Below are 17,499 nucleotides of genomic sequence, written 5' to 3'. Positions count from 1 at the left end.
TCCTAACTATTGATTAGCCATTGCACTGGCGTTTTTCTGGCCTGCTTCGGCCAGCTTCTTTTGTACATAAAAAAGCATCAGCACCGAGTTTCTCTGAGCCTGCCGAGACTGTTGTTCGAACAACGCCACAAGCTCTTCTTCACGCTTGCACCCAGCATTGACATTGCCCTTTGCAAATTCGCAGGTACCGTATTGGCCCCAACCTTTGCGGGCCTCATCGGTATCTCGGGCGGGATACACCCAATACGATTTCCATGCGCCGTCGACGACAGGTTTACCGGCCGCGTCTATCTGCTCTATCGCTTGCAAGGTTGCTATGGCAGCGGCGTCCAGAAAACGTCGAGGGTTGGCATCGGCTTTACCCGCCTCATCACGAAGCGCCTGACACTGCGCGTCAGACAAGTCGAACACTGGCAGGGCTTCAATACCTTCGAACTCATCAAACGGATCGGCATGATTGCCCGGTAACTTTGCGTGATAAGCCGGCACCACATGGCCGGGTACGCTCATGTCCTGTATGTAGTGCAAAACCCTTCCTGCTTGCTCGTATACCGCAACGGGATCGGCATCAGGTTCCGCCAGCAGCTCGTTCAGCTTCTCAATGCGTTTGGAAAAAATCACATCCAGGCTGCGATTGGCGAACCAGAATGGCTCAAGCTTTTTGTTGCGGTTGTAGAAGTGCCAATTGGTAGCGCGCTGAGGGAGCGTCAGCAGGTTTGAATCCTCAGCGTCAGTGCCTGCCGCCAAAGCCTCGGCCAACTGCTCGGGCAACTTCACCCCCGGGCAACGTTGATAAGCCTGCGCTGCTCTCAGTGCATAGGCCGAATGCAGGTCGGGGTTGAAGGCGAAGGCCGGGGTTGAAGGGTTGAACAGCAGCGATAGACCAAATGCTGCGAGGTAACGTGTTGCGGCTGTTCGGCCTATCGGGGTGGCTTCCATGCTGTTGATCTCCAGAAACTTGCGTGATTGCGCAACACTTACCGTACGCGAGGCAATTTAGCACTTGGGTGATGGCAAAAAGCTGTTTTTTCTCCGTCCGCTCAGGACAAGCATAAATGGCAACACCTGCGTCCTAACGTCGCAGCAAACAGCTCTTGGCAAATCCTGCACAAGCCTTAGAATCCCGCGCTCTCTTGCAGCCCCCATCGGTGGCTGCCTGCATCACGGTCACAAAAACGCGTACCTGAATGGCTGGCCACACCTCGTTGACGAGTGGCCGACTCAACCGCCCTGCCCGTTCGGCAGGCATTCGCACCACACATTTTTTCGGCTTGGCAATCGCATGCGCAGAGGCGCACGTTGCGCTGTTCGATCTCTAGAGGTTTTTATGTCTCCGCGTTTGCTGGCCATGGCGCTGGCGCCCCTGCTCGGGCTGTTCATTGTTGCGCTGGGCAACGGTTTCATGTCGTCGCTGACCACCCTTCGACTGGACGCTGCCGGTGCGTCGACCACGATGATCGGCATCGTTTCCTCGGCCTACTTCATCGGCCTGACCCTGGGCGCCGTATTCAATGACCGCCTGATTCTGCGCATCGGCCATATCCGCGCCTACGGCAGTTTTGCTTCGCTGATCGCCGTGACCATCCTGCTGCAAGGGTTGTTCTATGACACCTGGGGCTGGTTCGCCCTGCGTCTGATCAACGGCTGGGCCACGGTCGGCGTGTTTCTGGTGATCGAAAGCTGGCTGCTGCTGGCGGGCGACGCGAAGATTCGCGGGCGCTTGCTCGCGTTGTACATGATCGTCTTGTACGGCGCTGGTGTGCTGGGTCAGGCAACGCTGGGCAAAATCACCGGGTTGAGCGACAGCGCTCCGTTCATGGTCGCCGGCATGCTCGCTTCGTTGTCGGTGCTACCGATCGTGATCCTGCCGCGCGTGTCGCCATTGCTCGATCAGGTTGAACCGCTCAAACCACGGCAACTGCTGGGCGTAACCCCGACCGGGCTGGTCGGCTGTTTCGGTTCGGGTGTGACCATCGCGGCGATCTACACCTTGCTGCCGTTGTATCTGCAGCGCAGCGGTCTGAATGTCGGTGAAGTCGGCAGCATGATGGCCTGGACGATTCTTGGTGCGATGCTCCTGCAATACCCGGTCGGGCGTTGGTCCGACCGCAAGGATCGTTTGCAGGTGCTGACCATTCTGACGGCGGCATGCACGGTGCTATCGCTGGTGATCGTCCTGGTGCCGTTGTCCTCGACGATGCTCGCGGTGATGTTGTTTCTGCTCGGTGGCGGTGTGTTTGCGTTGTATCCGGTTGCCGTCAGCCACGCCGCCGACCGCGCCCCTGCCGAAGCGTTGGTGCCGATGATTCAGGGCTTGCTGCTGATCAATTCGCTGGGCTCGGCGATCAGTCCGATGATGATCTCGCCGGTGATGAATTCGTTCGGTGCCAATGGTTTGTTCTGGGTGTTTGCGCTGGTCAATCTGTGCATGGTCACCTTCTTCCTGTGGCGCCGTGGCAAACGCCCGGTTCCGGCCAATCCCGCGCCGTTTGCAGCGGCAGCCACGTTCTCGCCGACAGGTGCGGAGCTGCGGGTGACTGAAGATCTGCGTCAAGCGGTGCAGGAGCATCCGCCGATGGTGGACGCATTGAGCGGTGAGCCTTCGCCTCAGTGCGAGACGCGCTAAGGGTTGCGCCAGTCTGCGCCAAGCGCAGACTGGCTCGCCCCACTATTCAGATTCGTGGGTGATATCCACGAGCGGAATCGGCTCGATCGCCCAAGCGCGAATCTGACGACGTTCGGGGCTGGGCACTGCGCAGGCCTTGCGTCCGGAGAAGGTTCGAGCGAGGCGCTCTTCATCAATGCGCCAGCCGCGCAACTCCAGTGCCTGCACGTCTTTGCGAAAGGCAATCTGCAGCGCATCGGATTTCAACGAAACCTCCTGCTGAAAAGAGTCCGGCACACGCTCGGGCCGGACGTTTTTCAGCACGGCGTGATCTTGTTCAAAGATACGGATATTGCTCGCAATGAACCTGCGATCCAGCAGTCGGGTACGCAGGAACGTTCTGCCCATCATCCACCAGGTGCGCGTGCGATTGGCGTCAATCGGGACATGCGCAGAGACGATGTAGATCCGCCAGCCGTTGGGCAACTCAAGCTCAAGCGTCGTACAAGGGCCGGACAAATGGAAACCCGGAACGGTGACCACACTGACAAACTCGGTGGAGGATTTGCGCCGCAGCAGTCCTTTGCGCGCCGGCCTGCGCATAAGCATTTGCGCGCTACCGCTCCACGCATCGCTTTCAACCTCGAATGACTCAATCTCGGGATGATCCGGATCGCCGAAGGTTGAACCATGGACAAACGGTGCGTGCGCGAAATCCAGACCGTTTTCGATAATCCGGTCCCAACTGGCCTGCCAGTCAAAGTGGCCCGAGACCACGCGGATGGCGGGATCGTCGACCCAGTCGAGCGTCGGCAAGGGTGGACGCTCAGACTCAGGCAGATCACCTAAAAACGCCCAGATCCATCCGTATCGCTCCAGCGTCGGGTACGCATCGACGCGGGCCTTGGCGGGAATCCGCAGGTCGGGCTGCGCCGGTATCTGCGTGCAGACGCCATCAGCGCCAAACCGCCAGCCGTGATAGGGGCACTGCACGCTATTACCCACCTTGCTGCCGGCGGACAGTGAGCCGCCGCGATGCACGCAAATATCCGAGAGCACGTGAGCGACGCCAGCGTCATCGCGGAACGCTACAAAAGGTTGTCCGAGCAATCGAACCGGCATCAATCCATCAGTCAACTGTGACGATGGGAGAACGACATACCAGAGGTTTGTGAGCATGGGGGGCGTGTGATCCGTTAGTACGGTTAGCTCAGATCAGAAAAACCTGAAATTCAAATTCAACCAGCGCCTGCGCATCGACGATCAGCCAAGCACTCTATAGATCTCTGCAACTACCTGAGTCGTTGCGGCTTCGATGGTTCCCTCATTACGGCACAACACCCAGCCGTTATCGGCAACCGCCTGTTCGAACATCTCGCTACACACGACGTGCTCGGCGTGTTTCTGGATCACCGTGCCGCCGAGTCCTCGTGATCGGGCCGTTGCCCTCGACCATGAAATATCCGGTGCGGTGACGACGCCGACATGCAGGTCCGGCACGCGCACGCCTCGCTCGATGTTCAACTGCAGAATCTCGGCAAACGGCACGCTGTGGCGAAATGCGGCATCCGACGGATACCAGCGGTCGATCAGGATGATGCTGTCCAGCGGCTGTTTGGGCAGCACCCGCTCAGAAATCCAGCGACGGCTATCGGCAAGGCGCTGACACACCGCCCACTCCAGCTCCCGCGAGGGATGTCTGGCCAGTTGGTTAACCAGGGCCATGGTTTCGCCGCGGTACGGATCGCTTTTTCTCTCGCACAGGCGAATGACTTTCTGGTTGTTTGCCCGCAGTGCAGCGGTAACGGCCTCCAGCAATGTGGTTTTGCCGGTGCCCTTGGGCCCATCCAGAGAAATAAACAGCGGCAGCTTCATGGTTCACGCAACGATTGAGACATTGCTGAGCACTCTAACCTCATTTGCGCATTTCGATGAGCTGATCCCTGCCCTTTGCCTACACTTGCTTGCCAAAGATGTTTACCTCTCTGCCGAAGGAGTCACCATGTCCAAGCTCTATCCGAGCATCGATCCCGAGGGATTGGTCGAGTATTCCGTGGTCTACACCGACCGCTCGCTGAACCACATGTCGCAGTCCTTTCAAGGCGTGATGAAGAACATTTCCACGACCCTGAAACAGGTCTACCACGCCGAAGCGGTGGCGGTGGTTCCGGGCAGCGGCACATTCGGCATGGAAGCGGTGGCGCGACAGTTCGCTACCGGACAACAGTGTCTGGTGATACGCAACGGCTGGTTCAGTTATCGCTGGAGCCAGATCCTTGAGATGGGCAACATCCCGGCGGCCACCACGGTGCTCAAAGCTCGGCCGGTCGAGACAGGTCGCCAGGCAGCCTACGCCCCGCCGCCGCTGGACGAAGTGCTGGCCGCCATTGCGGCGCAGAAACCGAAAGTGGTCTTCGCGCCTCACGTTGAAACTTCATCCGGGATTCTTCTGCCCGACGAGTACCTGCGAGCGGTCGGCGACGCCGTGCATGCGGTGGGTGGTCTGTTCGTGCTGGACTGCATTGCCTCCGGCACCATTTGGGTGGATATGCACCAATGCGCGGTCGACCTGCTGATCAGCGCCCCGCAAAAAGGCTGGAGCGCCTCGCCTTGCTGCGCCCTGGTGATGTTCAGTGCTGTGGCCCTCGAGCGCATCGAGCAGACACAAAGCAGCAGCTTCGCCTGCGACCTGAAAAAGTGGCTGCAGATCATGCAGGCCTACGAACAGGGCGGACATGCCTATCACGCGACGATGCCCAGCGATTCCCTCGCGCGGTTCAACGACGTGATGAAAGAGACACAAGCGTACGGGTTCGACAAGGTTCGCGATGAACAACAGGCGCTGGGCGATCGGGTGCGTGCGCTGTTGACCGGCAAAGGCATCAAAAGCGTCGCCGCTGCGGGCTTTCAGGCCCCCGGCGTCGTGGTGAGCTACACCGATGATGCCGATATCAAAAGCGGCAAGAAATTTGCCGAGCACGGCCTGCAGATCGCTGCCGGCGTGCCGCTGCAATGCGATGAGCCGGCCGACTTCCAGACCTTCCGCCTCGGCCTGTTCGGGCTGGAGAAGCTGCAGAATATCGAGCGCACGGTCAGCCTGCTTGAGCAGGCGCTGGATGAGGTGATGGTTGAGTAAGCCCTGCTCTGCCCGCCGCAGATAACCAACGTTTGAGTGCCAGGAAGGCAAAATAGAACCCCTCCTGGCAAGAAGGGTCTGCTCTCCTATGCCCCTTCAGGAATACACCCCATGTCCGCGCAACACAGCCTTGTAATACTTGCCCGGGGCGGATACGCCGCTCGGGGAGTGCTGTATCTGATCATCGGTATCTTCGCCTTGCTGGCAGCCCGGGACTCGACCCGACCCAAGGACAGCCACAAGAGTCTGGAGGCCTTGCTAGGCCAGCCATTCGGCTACTTTTTAGTTGGGTTGGTGGTGGCGGGTCTGCTCGCCTTTGCGGCCTGGCGTGTCCTGCAAGCTACGCGTGATGTCGATCATCACGGCAAACAACTCAAAGGCCTGGTGATTCGCGCTGGCCTGTTGGCGGGAGGTCTGGTCAATGGGGCTCTGGCGTTTTTTGCTTTGGGCCTGCTCGTAAGCGGCATTCGAAGCTCGGGCAATACCGGAGGGCAAACCAAAGATTGGCTAGCGCATCTCTTGTCGTGGGAATACTCGAATGTGTTGGTGTATGTGATCGCCCTCGTTCCGCTCGGTGTCGGCATTGCTCACCTCATCAAGGGCTGGAAAGCGTCGTTCGAAAGGTATTTTGAGGCCGACGAAGAAGTCATGCGCTACGTCCGCCCGGTATCCCGGTTTGGTCTGATCGCTCGCGGACTGGTGTTTATAGAGATTGCATTGCTCCTGGCAATCAGCGGTTCCACCTATCAAGCCATGGATCCACCGGGTCTGAAAGAAGCGCTCGATGCGCTGCAGAGTCTGCCCGCTGGCTGGCTGATTTTGATGTTGATGGCCCTGGGGTTGATTGCCTTCTCGGTTTACAGTTTTTCTGAAGCGTACTGGCGCAAGATCAATATGGATGTGCCGGGCGTCTCCAAACCGTAGGGATTCATAAAACAGCCGAAAATGCAGCGCATCCTCAGATGCGCTGCAGGCTATTTTTACAACGCAAACGTAGTCCCGCGAGTATTCACAAACAGTGAGTAGATCGAGTGACTGCTGGCCATGAACAGCCGATTCCCTTCGCGTCCCCCAAAGCACAAGTTCGGGCAACGTTCCGGCAGGGAAATGTGACCGATGGCCTTGCCCTGCGGATTGAAAACGCGAACGCCGTCGAGTTTTTCCAGGTCGGCCTTGGGATCACCATTGCCGCCCCAACCGCACCACAGGTTGCCCGCTTCATCGCATTTGATGCCGTCGATCGCGGCATACTCCAGCCCTTCGATGTGCTTGCGACGTTCGCCCAGTGTGCCGTCGTCCTTTACGGCAATCGCCCAGATCAGGCGATTGGGCTTGGCCCGACCTTCAACGACATACAGGGTTTTTTCATCGGGCGAAAAGCACAGGCCGTTGGGGCCGTTGAGGTCATCGATGACCCGGGTGACTTTTTTGCTTTCACCGTCGATGCGGTACACGGCGTGGGGTTGGCTCGGGGTGATTTTGTGACCCTCATAGTTGTTGCTGGTCTGAAATGGCGGGTCGGTGAACCAGATCGAACCGTCACTTTTGCAGACGATGTCGTTGGGCGAGTTGAAAGGCTTGCCGTCGAAGCTGTCGGCCAGCACGGTGATCGTGCCATTGGCTTCGGTGCGCGTGATGCGCCGGCCTTCGCTGGTTGTGGTGGAGCCTTCGCAGACAATCAGACGCCCTTGGCGATCCCGGCACATGCCGTTGGAGAAGTTCGAGTGTTCGCGGTACACGCTGAAGGTGTCGGTGATTTCGTCCCAGCGCATGATGCGATTATTGGGGATGTCGCTGACCAACAAATAGCGGCCATCACCGATCCAAACCGGCCCTTCGGCCCAGCGCATACCGGTGGCAAGTTTTTCAACACTGGCGTTGAAAACACGCAGTTCGAGAAAGCTGTCGTCGAGGATGTGAATCAGCGGATCAGGGTAACGCTGACTCAAGGGTTCGGCAGCCTCGGCGAGTCGGGTTAGTGTGCTGCTGCCGACGGTGGCGAGCGTGGCGGAAACAGCGAGGGACTTTTTCAGGAAGCTGCGGCGGGTATTGCCTTTCGCTGGGTCAAGGCTTTCAGAACTGGCGGTCAGGGATGAGTCCATGTAGCGATCTCCGTGGTTTTATTTTTTTTGGGGAGACGCAGTAATACCTTGTGATAGGACATCGTACAAGCACACCTTTGCGACGGCCGTATGACGCATACAACGGTGACAACCGCCAGCAGACTCAGGAATCAACCGGCGGAACTGATTGGACAATCCCCTCTCCTGAGCGCCAGCGTCGATTCATTTAATGCCAAAACCCTTTATGCGGCTCAGCCGCCTCCCCCTCCAGCATCGGCCCGAACACACTGACCTTGCGCTGCCCCTTGGCGAACACCTCGCGGCACGGTAGCGAGAACGTCGGGTTCTCCGGATGATCACCGGTCAATCCCAGTAACGCATGCTCCGACAAGGCATAAACCACCCGCCCGATGCCGGTCCAATACACCGCGCCGGCGCACATGCAGCAAGGTTCGGCGCTGGTGTACAGCGTGCACAGTTCCAGCTCCTGCGGCGAAAGCAATTTTGCCGCTGCCGCCGCCGCCACCAACTCGGCGTGCTGCGTCGGGTCACCTTCCGGCGGCATCGAGTTATTCCCCGCTTCGACAATCACCTTGCCGTTGCGATCGGCGACCAGTGCCGCGAACGGATGGCGGCCGCGTTGTTTCGATGCCTCGGACAAGGCGATGGTCTGGCGCAGCAAGGTCAGATCAAGCTCGCTGACGCCGGCCGGGATGAGCTGAGTGAATTGATTCATGGGTAACTCCTGGGCAGTGGAAAACAAAGGTCAGTCGGCCAGTTCAGCGCCGATGGTTTCGGTCGATTTTTTTTCGTTGTTGAGCAGGATGTTGAGGACGATGGCGGTGATCGCTCCGAGGAAAATCCCGCTGTCGAGCACCAGTTTCAATGTTGGGCCGACGTGCTCGAACAGTGCCGGAAAGGACATCGGCAGCACGCCGACACTTACCGATACGGCGACGATGATGCCGTTGCGAGTGCCCTCGAATTGCACCCGCGACAGTTCCTGAATTCCCGCCACCGTGGTCATGCCGAACATCACAATCGCGCAGCCACCGAGCACCGGCGTCGGCACTGCGGCGATCAACGCGCCGAGTTTTGGGAACAAACCCATCAGCACCATGATTGCCCCGGCGGCGGCCACGACGAAGCGGCTTTTGACGTTTGAGAGCGCAATCAAACCGGTGTTCTGGGTGAAGGCGTTGTAGGGAAAACTGTTGAACAAGCCGCCGAGCATGGTCGACAACCCATCGGCGCGAAACGCATTGCCGAGGGTTTGTTGCGTAGTCGGTTTGCCGGTCAATTTGCCGATCGCCAGGCAGTTGCCGGTGGTCTCGGCCATGATCACCAGCATCGCCAGGGTCATGATCAGAATCGGCACCGGCGCGAATTCCGGCGCGCCGAAGGCCATCGGCGCACTCAGCTCGAACCATGCGGCTTCGCTGACCCGGCCGAAGTGAGTCATGCCGCAAGCCGCTGCGATCAGGCTGCCGACGAACAAGCCAATCAGCACGCTGAGGTTGCCGATGAAACCCTTGAATTTGGCGTAGATCACCAGCGTCACGCTGACCGTGGCCAGGCCCAGCAACAAGTTCGCGGGATTGCCGAAATCCGCCGAGTCGGGATTGCCGCCGCCCAGCCAGATCGCCGCTGCCGGCATCAGCGAGATGCCGATAATGGTGATCAGACTGCCAATCACCACCGGTGGAAAAAAACGCAGCAAGCGGCTGAACACCGGCGCCAGCGCAATGGTGATAAAGCCAGCGGCGATCACCGCACCGAAAATCTGACTGAGGCCGAATTCCTTGCCGATCATGATCATCGGCGCCAGGGCTATGAACGAGCAGCCCTGAATCAGCGGCAGCCGTGCGCCGAATTTCCAGAAGCCGAGGGTTTGAATCAACGTCGCCACACCTGAGGTCAACAGGTTGGCGTTGATCAACAACACCACCTGCGCCGAGGTCAGCCCCATCGCGCTGCCGAGAATCAGCGGCACCGCCACCGCTCCCGCGTACATCACCAGTACATGCTGCAAGCCAAACGTGAACAACTGTCGCAGTGGCAAAACCTCGTCCACCGGATGAATGCGTTGTGTAGTCATTTCACACGCTCCTGAAGGTGCGGCATCTGTTGAGATCGCGGGCATGCTCAGGGGCGTTGAAGGGTGGATCCGCCCCGGAGATCGTTTGACGCGAGGGCATATTTGAACGTTTATTACGATGAAACAAATTAGCAACCATCGCTTTTTTCGATGGCACAATCAGGCATTCGTTAGCCGCTCCAGACCTTCATTTTCGACCCGGGAGTTCACCGCTTGCGCTTCTCACTCGATCAACTGTTGATGTTCGTCCAAGTGGTCAAAAGCGGATCGTTTTCCGCCGCCGGGCGCCAACTGGGCAAGACCCAATCGACCATCAGCGCGGCGATTGCCAACCTCGAAACCGACCTCGGTGTCGACCTGTTCGACCGCAGCAACCGCAGCCCTGCCCTCACCGCCAGCGGCCACAAATTGCTGGTGCAGGCCGAAGCCGTGCTCGAACGCTGCATGACCTTCGAAGCCCATGCTGACTGCCTTTCGGACAACGTCGAAACCAGCCTGACGCTCGCCATTGAAACGCCGTACGGCCCGATCATGCCGGTGCTCAAAGCCTTCGAAGCCGCGTTCCCCTTTGTCGACCTGATCATCCGTCACCCGGTCTACGGCGACGTCAGCGAACTGGTCAGCAGCGGCGAAGCGGTACTCGGTGTGGCGTTCTCACAGCCCGGCTATCCCAAGGAGCTGGCGTTCCAGCAACTGGGCAAACTGATCATGCTGCACGTCTGCCACCCCGATCATCCATTGGCGCAACTCGACAACGTCACCTTCGACGACCTCCACGTCCACCGTCGCCTGGCCTTCAGCGCCCACGCAAGCAAACTGCCGAGCAGCGAATACCTGCGCTCGACCCAGTTGTGGCAAGCGGAAAGCTATCTGGCGTTACTGGAAATGGTCCGCGCCGGACTCGGCTGGGCCACCCTGCCCCGGCAGCTTGTTCAGCGTGAACTGGCCAAGGGTGAACTGGTGGAACTGCAGCTCTCGGCGTATCCGCATACCGACTGGCAGATTGGTGTCGATTTGCTGTGGGCGCGGCAGCGGCCTCTGGGTAAAGCCGAGCGATGGCTGAAGGAGAAATTGCAGGGCAACAAGGTGTATGAACTGGATCGCAACGGACAGATCACCACGCTTTGACGTGGGGACAAAGAGGCCCGCGAAAGCGGGCCTCGATTGCAGGCGTTGTCACTACGCCAGTTTGACCGTTTCCGTCTGAACCTGGTGCTCAGGGCGGATCTTGAACCAGATGGAATACATCGCCGGGAGGAACACCAGCGTCATGATGGTACCGACGAACGTGCCGCCGATCAGGGTATAAGCCAGCGTGCCCCAGAACACCGAGTGTGTCAGCGGAATAAACGCCAGGATGGCCGCCAGCGCCGTCAGCAGGACCGGCCGCGCGCGTTGCACCGTGGCTTCGACCACAGCGTGGAACGGGTCCAACCCTTCCAGCGTGTTGTGATGGATCTGCCCGATCAGAATCAGCGTATTGCGCATCAGGATTCCCGACAGTGCAATCAACCCGACCAGTGCATTGATGCCAAACGGCTGATTGAAGATCAGCAGTGTCGGCACCACGCCAATCAAGCCTAGTGGCGAGGTGAGGAAGACCATGATCATCGCCGCGATCGAACGCACCTGCACCATGATGATCAGCAACGTCATGGCGATCATGATCGGCAGCAAGGGCAAGATCGCCTTGCCCGCTTTGCCGGACTCCTCGATGGCACCCGCCTGCTCGATCCGGTAACCGGAAGGCAGTTTTTCAATGATCGGCTGCAACTGTTTGAGGATCACGCTCGAAACATCCGGTGGCTGCAAGCCTTCGGCAATGTCGCCACGCACGGTGATGGTTGGCGTGCGATCACGGCGCCGCAGAATCGGATCTTCCATGCGCACGTCGACCTCGCCGATCTGCGACAGCGGGATGCGTTGCCCTGCCGCGCCGACCAGGGTGAAACCTTTGATTTGCGCCGGGTCGAGCCGGATATTGCCCGCTGCACGTCCGACGACCTGCACAGAGCGAATATCCTCGCGCACCGCCGTAATCGGCACTCCGCTGAGCAGAAACTGCAGTTGCTGGGCAACCGCATTAGAGGTCAGCCCCACCGCTTGCAGGCGGTCCTGATCGAGACTGAAATGCAAGGTCGGGGTCAGCGGCCCCCAGTCAGTGTTCACCGTTCTCATCATCGCGCTGACTTGCATCACGCCGCGGACTTGCTCGGCGATGTCGCGCAACTTCGCCGGATCAGGGCCCATTACCCGGTAGGCAACCGGAAACGGCGAATAAGGACCAAAGACAATTTGCGTTGCCCGCACACGAGCCTCCGGCGCGAGGCCTTCAGCAACCGCTTCGCGCAGCCGGAACTTGAGGGTTTCGCGTGCTTCCTGACTGTCCGTGAGCACGACAATTTTCGCAAACGAGGGATCGGGTAATTCCGGCGCCATTGCCAGGAAGAAGCGCGGCGCACCTTGGCCGATATAGGCCGTGACGATTTTTGCCTCGTCCTGCTTGTGCAACCAAGCCTCAACCTTGGCGGCCGTGGCGCTGGTCTGCTCGATCGAAGTCCCATAGGGCATTTGCACCTCGATCATCACCTCGGGACGGTCGGAGGTCGGAAAGAACTGTTTCTTCACCAGCCCCATGCCTGGCACGGCGACGAAAAACAGCGCGACCACCGTGCCCGCCACCAACCATTTACGCGCAATCACGGCAGTCAGCAGCCGGCGAAAGCGGTTGTAATTCGGCGTGTTGTAGATCGCTGCGTGGCCACCTTCGACCTTCTTGATATCCGGCAACAATTTCACGCCCAGATACGGGGTGAACGCCACCGCGACGACCCAGGACGCGATCAGTGCGATGCCGACAATCCAGAACATATTGCTGGTGTACTCGCCGGCGGTGGACTGGGCAAAACCGTTCGGCAAGAAACCGATTGCGGTCACCAGCGTACCGGACAACATCGGCGCCGCCGTATGGCTCCAGGCATAGGCAGATGCCTTGATGCGGTCGAAGCCCTCCTCCATTTTCACCACCATCATTTCAATGGCGATGATCGCGTCATCGACTAACAGCCCGAGCGCGAGGATCAATGAGCCGAGGGTGATGCGATCAAAGTTCTTGCCGGTGGCGGCCATCACCACGAACACGATCGCCAGGGTCAACGGCACAGCCGCGGCGACCACCACCCCGACCCGCCAGCCCATGCTCAGAAAGCACACGAGCATGACCACTAGCAGCGCGACAAAAAATTTCACCATGAACTCGCCGACCGCCGAGTCGATATTGACCGCCTGGTCGGTGACTTTGGCGAGGGTCATGCCCAATGGCATTTCTGCATTGATCCTCGCGGTCTCCGCATCCAGCGCTTTGCCCAGATCCAGACCGTTCCAGCCCTCGCGCATCACCACACCCAGCAGCAGCGCGTCTTCACCGTTATTGCGCACAAAAAAAGTCGCCGGATCTTCATAACCGCGTTCAACCGTCGCCACATCAGAGAGCTTGAGTGTGCGCCCCTGCACGAAGACCGGCGTGTCGCGAATTTTCTGCACCTTGTCGAAGGCACCGTCGAGACGCAGAAACACCTGCGGCCCATTGGTTTCGATGGAGCCGGCGGGCGTCAGCACGTTCTGACTGTTCAGCGCAGCGAAAATGTCTTGCGGCGACAAGCCGAGGGTCGCCAAGCGGTCATGGGAAAACGAAACGTAGATGCGCTCGGCTTGCTCACCAATGATGTTGACCTTCTTCACCCCCGGCACATGCAGCAGACGCTGGCGCATGGCTTCCGCATCACGCACCAGCAAGCGCTGTGGCTCGCCTTTGGCTTTCAAGGCGAACAGCGCAAAGGTCACGTCGGAAAATTCATCGTTGACCATCGGCCCGATCACACCGGCCGGCAACCTGATGGCTTCATCGTCGAGTTTCTTGCGCGCTTGATAGAACTCTTCCTGCACTTGCGACGGCGGCGTGCTGTCGAGCAACGACACCATCGTGAACGCCAGCCCAGGGCGTGTGTAGGTTTCCGAGCGGTCGTACCACTTGAGTTCTTGCAGGCGCTTCTCAAGGGGTTCGGCGACCTGATCCTGCATCTCTTGCGCCGTCGCGCCGGGCCACGCGGTAATCACGGTCAACTGCTTGACCGTGAACGGTGGATCTTCCGCACGCCCGAGCTGAAAGAACGACAGAGTCCCTGCAACAGCGATCAGAAAAATCAGGAACACCGTGATCGCCCGCTCGCGCACGGCGATGGCGGACAGGTTGAATCGCCCGTGGCTCATGGACGACTCCCGGCAACGCTGGCTTCGCTCTGTTGCGGCAATCGCACCTCTTCGCCATCGCGCAGCAGGTGGGCGCCCAACGCCACCACCTGCTCACCGGCAGTGAGGTCGCCGGCGATGCGGGCCGAATCATCGCTCAACCCCAGCACCTGAACCGCTCGCCAGGTCACTGTTGCCGGTGTTCCGGCGATCACCCACACACCGGGTCCTTTGCCCGGATCGTAAACGGCGGCGATGGGGACTTGTAACGCTTGAGTCTGGGTGGCGCCCTCGGCGATGCTGAGGGTCACGGTCGCACCGATTGGCGCATTGGCCAGCGCACCTTCGAGCACATAGCGCGCCTCGAATGTGCGCGTTGTGCGGTCTGCCGAGTCCGAAAGCAGCCGCAGTTTTGCCGTGACAGCCGCTGAATTCATGCCGTAGAGACTGGCTTGCGCGGTGGAGCCGGCAGCCGGACGCAGGGTTTCGGGCAGATGCACGATGGCTTCGCGCTGACCTGCACGGGCCAGTCGCACCACCGGTTGTCCCGGACTGACGACTTGTCCCGGTTCAGCGAGTGTTTTCACCACCACGCCGTCCGCATCAGCGACTAGCAGCGCATAACCCGAAGCATTGCTGGCCACGTCGGCTTGCGCTTGCGCGGCATTGAGCTGCGCTTTTGCAGTCTCCGCAGCAGCTCTGTACTGGTCGTAAGCTGATGCCGAAATGGCGCCAACGCCGACCAGTTTGCGATAGCGAGCCTCATCGTCGGCTGTCTGTTTGGCGCTGGCGCGAGCAGCTATGACCGCCGCCTGCTGCGCCCGCGCTTGCAGTCCGAGGTCGATCGGGTCGAGACGCATCAGCGGCTGCCCTCTCTTAACGACCTGCCCCGTATCAACCAGGCGTTCGAGCACCTTGCCCGCTACGCGAAACCCCAGGTCGCCCTGAACGCGCGCCGCGACCACGCCGGTGAAAGAGCGAGCGACATCGGGTGACGCTTGGACCGCAGCGGCTCTGACCAGCGGCGCCTGCGTACGGGGATCTGCAACGGAGGAAGAGTCGCCACAGGCGGTCAGGGCAAGAGGCAACAAGCATGCGGCAATGGGGAAAGGTCGGAGCCGGCGCATAGGTTCACTTACTGAGGAATAGGATGATCATCATATTCTCAGTCTTGTGACCAATATCGTCAATAGTCACAATCCCCATCCTGACCACCTGCAAGATCGAACCACGAATCGACCGACAGGCCCGACTAAAAACGGTAGCTCACCGAAGTCCCGAGCCCGCTCGCACTATTCTTGTATCTGGCACTGTAGGCACCTCTCGATGCCGAGGTGTCGTTGACCTCGACGCTCTCCTCCCAAAGGTAGGAATAGGCCAGGTCGACCGTGACATTTTCCACGGGCGTCCAGCCGGCACCGAAGCTGATCACCTTGCGGTCGCCCGTCGGAATGCGCGGGCCTCGATTGGTGTTGTTAGCCGGTGACTGATCAACCGAGAAACCGGCGCGCAGCACCCATTGGTTATTCAATTGATAGGCCGCACCGATCGCGTGAGCCCAGGTGTCGTGCCAGTTCTGCTCTTCGCTGATCGTCCCCAACTGGCCATTCAGCAACGGCGGCAAGCCACTGTTCTCGATCGTCAGCTCCTTGAAGCGGCTCCAGCGCGTCCAGGTACTGCCGACATAAAGCGTCCAGTCGTTATTGAATTGATGCGTGACCGAAACGTCCACCGACTCCGGCGTGTCCACGTCCAGCGAGGCGTCATAGCTGCGGCCGCTGACGCCTAGCACGCTGAAGATGCCATCGGTGACCTTGGTTTTCGCATCCAGGTGGTAACTGACTTTGGAGTGGTAGGTCAGCCCCACGCGGGTCTGATCTGTCGCTTGCACCAGCACACCGGCGTTGAAGCCCAGCGCGGTGTCATCGCCGGTGCTTTTCAGCTTGCCGTCATTACGCCCCGGGCTGAGTGGATTGGGGACCATGCCCGATATCTCGCCGCTGATACGGTTAATGGTCGGGCCGAAACCGATCGAGACTTTTTCGTTAAAGGCGTAGCTGATGGTCGGCTGGAAAGTCAGCGTGGTGACTTCACTCTTGTTGGCGTAATAGCGCCCGGCAAATCCACTGCCGTAGTCGGTGATCAGCCCGAACGGCACATAAAATCCGACGCCGAATGCCCAGTGGTCATCAATCGGTTTGACGTAATACCCCATGGGCACGGTGGTCGTCGGCACCATGTCGCCGTCTTCCTTGCCGCCGAACGTACTGCGCGTCCGACTGATATCCGACTTGGCGAACAGCGTCGCTGCGCCCACGCTGACCTGCTCTCGTTTAAGCCGCGCCATGCCCGCCGGGTTGCCGTAGATCGTACTGGCGTCTTCGGCTGAAGAAGAGCGCCCGGCAAAACCGGAGCCCATCCCGCTGATGCTTTGTTCGTTGAGTGCAAAGCCACCGGCAAACACATTGGAAGACGCAAGCACGAAGGCCAAGCCCACGGGGCTCTTGAGCATTGTTTTTTTCATTATTGGACTCTATGGAGATCACTGGAATAGAACATCGAGCACTACAGCGAAGCCATATTATCCATGTGACCGATTCAGTCAATGGTCACATTAGACTAAATTCAATGCCCTCCCGGCACTGATGTGCCGGTGGGCAGGAAACGTAATGAGGGGATGTCGTTTGACTCGAATCGCCTGAAAACCTTGCTCAGCGATGGGTCAAGGCATGAGGCTGCGCAGGATGAGATTGGTGGTCAACGTGGGCGCTTGCTCGATCAGATCCAGATTGTGTTGCAACAGCAGCGGATTGACGAAAGGTCGCAGCGCCAGATTGATCGCCTCGACGGTCTCGTCCAGCGGCGTCTTGCGCTCGAACTCCCCCGCTTCTCGACCATGGCGCACGATATCGAGGATAAAGCCCTTGATCTGCGCTTCATACACTTGCGCACTGTTCCAGCGCTCCGATGCGGAAAACGCCGCGATGTCGTAGAGCTTGCGATCGTTGAAGAACAGATCCACACCCGTGGCAATCACGGTTTTTACCAACCGGCGCAAACGCTCGGTGGCTGAAAGCGCTTCTGCGTTAACCGCTTGTTCGACTGCTGCAGCGATTTGCCCCAGACAGTTGGCGCAAATGGCCTCGCCAATTGCCTGCTTGGAATCAAAGAATTTATAGATGTACGCCTTGGAAAAACCGATGGCCTTGGCCAGGTCGGAAACCGTGGTTTTACCGTAGCCATATTGGCTGAAATGCTCGTTGGCCGCGGCGACAATCTGGTTACGAATGTCGTGTTCGGCGGGGCCGCGAGTGCTCGGCGAGGAGGTAGAGAGGGATGGCTGATTCAT

14 protein-coding genes are annotated in these 17,499 nt (G+C 59.2%); 4 read left to right on the top strand and 10 right to left on the bottom strand.

The genetic code is table 11. The annotated features are described in order from the left end of the window. Positions 1-6 precede the first annotated feature (6 nt). Positions 7-939 (bottom strand): phospholipase C/P1 nuclease family protein, encoded by a 933-nt coding sequence (locus AC5SEM_RS11010; protein WP_495472966.1) that lies wholly within the window; start codon positions 937-939, stop codon positions 7-9. A 388-nt stretch (positions 940-1,327) separates the two neighbouring features. Between AC5SEM_RS11010 and AC5SEM_RS11005 the strand changes: the two genes are divergently transcribed. Further along, positions 1,328-2,626 carry an MFS transporter gene (locus tag AC5SEM_RS11005; RefSeq protein ID WP_495472965.1) on the top strand — a complete coding sequence of 433 codons (1,299 nt, stop codon included), beginning with the start codon at positions 1,328-1,330 and terminating at the stop codon, positions 2,624-2,626. Between the two features lie 42 nt (positions 2,627-2,668). On the opposite strand, the gene AC5SEM_RS11000 is transcribed toward AC5SEM_RS11005, so the two are convergent. Then, entirely contained in the window at positions 2,669-3,784 is a 1,116-nt protein-coding gene (locus AC5SEM_RS11000) for an aromatic ring-hydroxylating dioxygenase subunit alpha (protein ID WP_495472964.1), read from the bottom strand. An 84-nt stretch (positions 3,785-3,868) separates the two neighbouring features. Next, complete coding sequence (locus AC5SEM_RS10995) at positions 3,869-4,480, bottom strand: dTMP kinase (protein ID WP_495472963.1); 612 nt, start codon at positions 4,478-4,480, stop codon at positions 3,869-3,871. A 127-nt stretch (positions 4,481-4,607) separates the two neighbouring features. Between AC5SEM_RS10995 and AC5SEM_RS10990 the strand changes: the two genes are divergently transcribed. Both AC5SEM_RS10990 and AC5SEM_RS10985 read left to right on the top strand, forming a co-directional pair. After that, positions 4,608-5,741 carry a pyridoxal-phosphate-dependent aminotransferase family protein gene (locus AC5SEM_RS10990; protein WP_495472962.1) on the top strand — a complete coding sequence of 378 codons (1,134 nt, stop codon included), beginning with the start codon at positions 4,608-4,610 and terminating at the stop codon, positions 5,739-5,741. A 111-nt stretch (positions 5,742-5,852) separates the two neighbouring features. After that, entirely contained in the window at positions 5,853-6,665 is an 813-nt protein-coding gene (locus AC5SEM_RS10985; protein WP_495472961.1) for a DUF1206 domain-containing protein, read from the top strand. A gap of 56 nt (positions 6,666-6,721) precedes the next feature. Here AC5SEM_RS10985 and AC5SEM_RS10980 read toward each other — a convergent pair whose 3' ends face one another. From AC5SEM_RS10980 to AC5SEM_RS10970, 3 genes are all read right to left on the bottom strand, one after another. Continuing rightward, on the bottom strand, positions 6,722-7,843 hold the full coding sequence (locus tag AC5SEM_RS10980; protein WP_495472960.1) for an SMP-30/gluconolactonase/LRE family protein: 1,122 nt from the start codon (positions 7,841-7,843) through the stop codon (positions 6,722-6,724). A 187-nt stretch (positions 7,844-8,030) separates the two neighbouring features. Continuing rightward, entirely contained in the window at positions 8,031-8,540 is a 510-nt protein-coding gene (locus AC5SEM_RS10975; RefSeq protein WP_495472959.1) for a nucleoside deaminase, read from the bottom strand. A gap of 30 nt (positions 8,541-8,570) precedes the next feature. Then, positions 8,571-9,902 (bottom strand): nucleobase:cation symporter-2 family protein, encoded by a 1,332-nt coding sequence (locus tag AC5SEM_RS10970; protein ID WP_495472958.1) that lies wholly within the window; start codon positions 9,900-9,902, stop codon positions 8,571-8,573. A gap of 213 nt (positions 9,903-10,115) precedes the next feature. Here AC5SEM_RS10970 and AC5SEM_RS10965 point away from each other — a divergent pair, with 213 nt between their 5' ends. Then, on the top strand, positions 10,116-11,030 hold the full coding sequence (locus tag AC5SEM_RS10965; protein ID WP_099759165.1) for a LysR family transcriptional regulator: 915 nt from the start codon (positions 10,116-10,118) through the stop codon (positions 11,028-11,030). Between the two features lie 51 nt (positions 11,031-11,081). Here AC5SEM_RS10965 and AC5SEM_RS10960 read toward each other — a convergent pair whose 3' ends face one another. The 4 genes from AC5SEM_RS10960 to AC5SEM_RS10945 all read right to left on the bottom strand — a co-directional run bounded on the left by AC5SEM_RS10960 (position 11,082) and on the right by AC5SEM_RS10945 (position 17,499). After that, positions 11,082-14,171, bottom strand: coding sequence for an efflux RND transporter permease subunit (locus AC5SEM_RS10960; RefSeq protein ID WP_495472957.1), 3,090 nt, complete (start codon positions 14,169-14,171; stop codon positions 11,082-11,084). Next, on the bottom strand, positions 14,168-15,277 hold the full coding sequence (locus AC5SEM_RS10955; RefSeq protein WP_495472956.1) for an efflux RND transporter periplasmic adaptor subunit: 1,110 nt from the start codon (positions 15,275-15,277) through the stop codon (positions 14,168-14,170). Before AC5SEM_RS10955 ends, AC5SEM_RS10960 begins: the two co-directional genes overlap by 4 nt. A 125-nt stretch (positions 15,278-15,402) precedes the next feature. After that, the gene (locus tag AC5SEM_RS10950; protein ID WP_495472955.1) at positions 15,403-16,674 is read right to left on the bottom strand and encodes an OmpP1/FadL family transporter; all 1,272 of its coding nucleotides are present in this window, start codon (positions 16,672-16,674) and stop codon (positions 15,403-15,405) included. 198 nt (positions 16,675-16,872) lie between these two features. Next, positions 16,873-17,499 carry a TetR/AcrR family transcriptional regulator gene (locus tag AC5SEM_RS10945; RefSeq protein ID WP_495472954.1) on the bottom strand — a complete coding sequence of 209 codons (627 nt, stop codon included), beginning with the start codon at positions 17,497-17,499 and terminating at the stop codon, positions 16,873-16,875.

The sequence above is a fragment of the Pseudomonas sp. CH61 genome, assembly GCF_059429415.1.
Note: the sequence above shows the minus strand (reverse complement) of the source record. Positions and strands in the feature narration are given on the sequence as shown.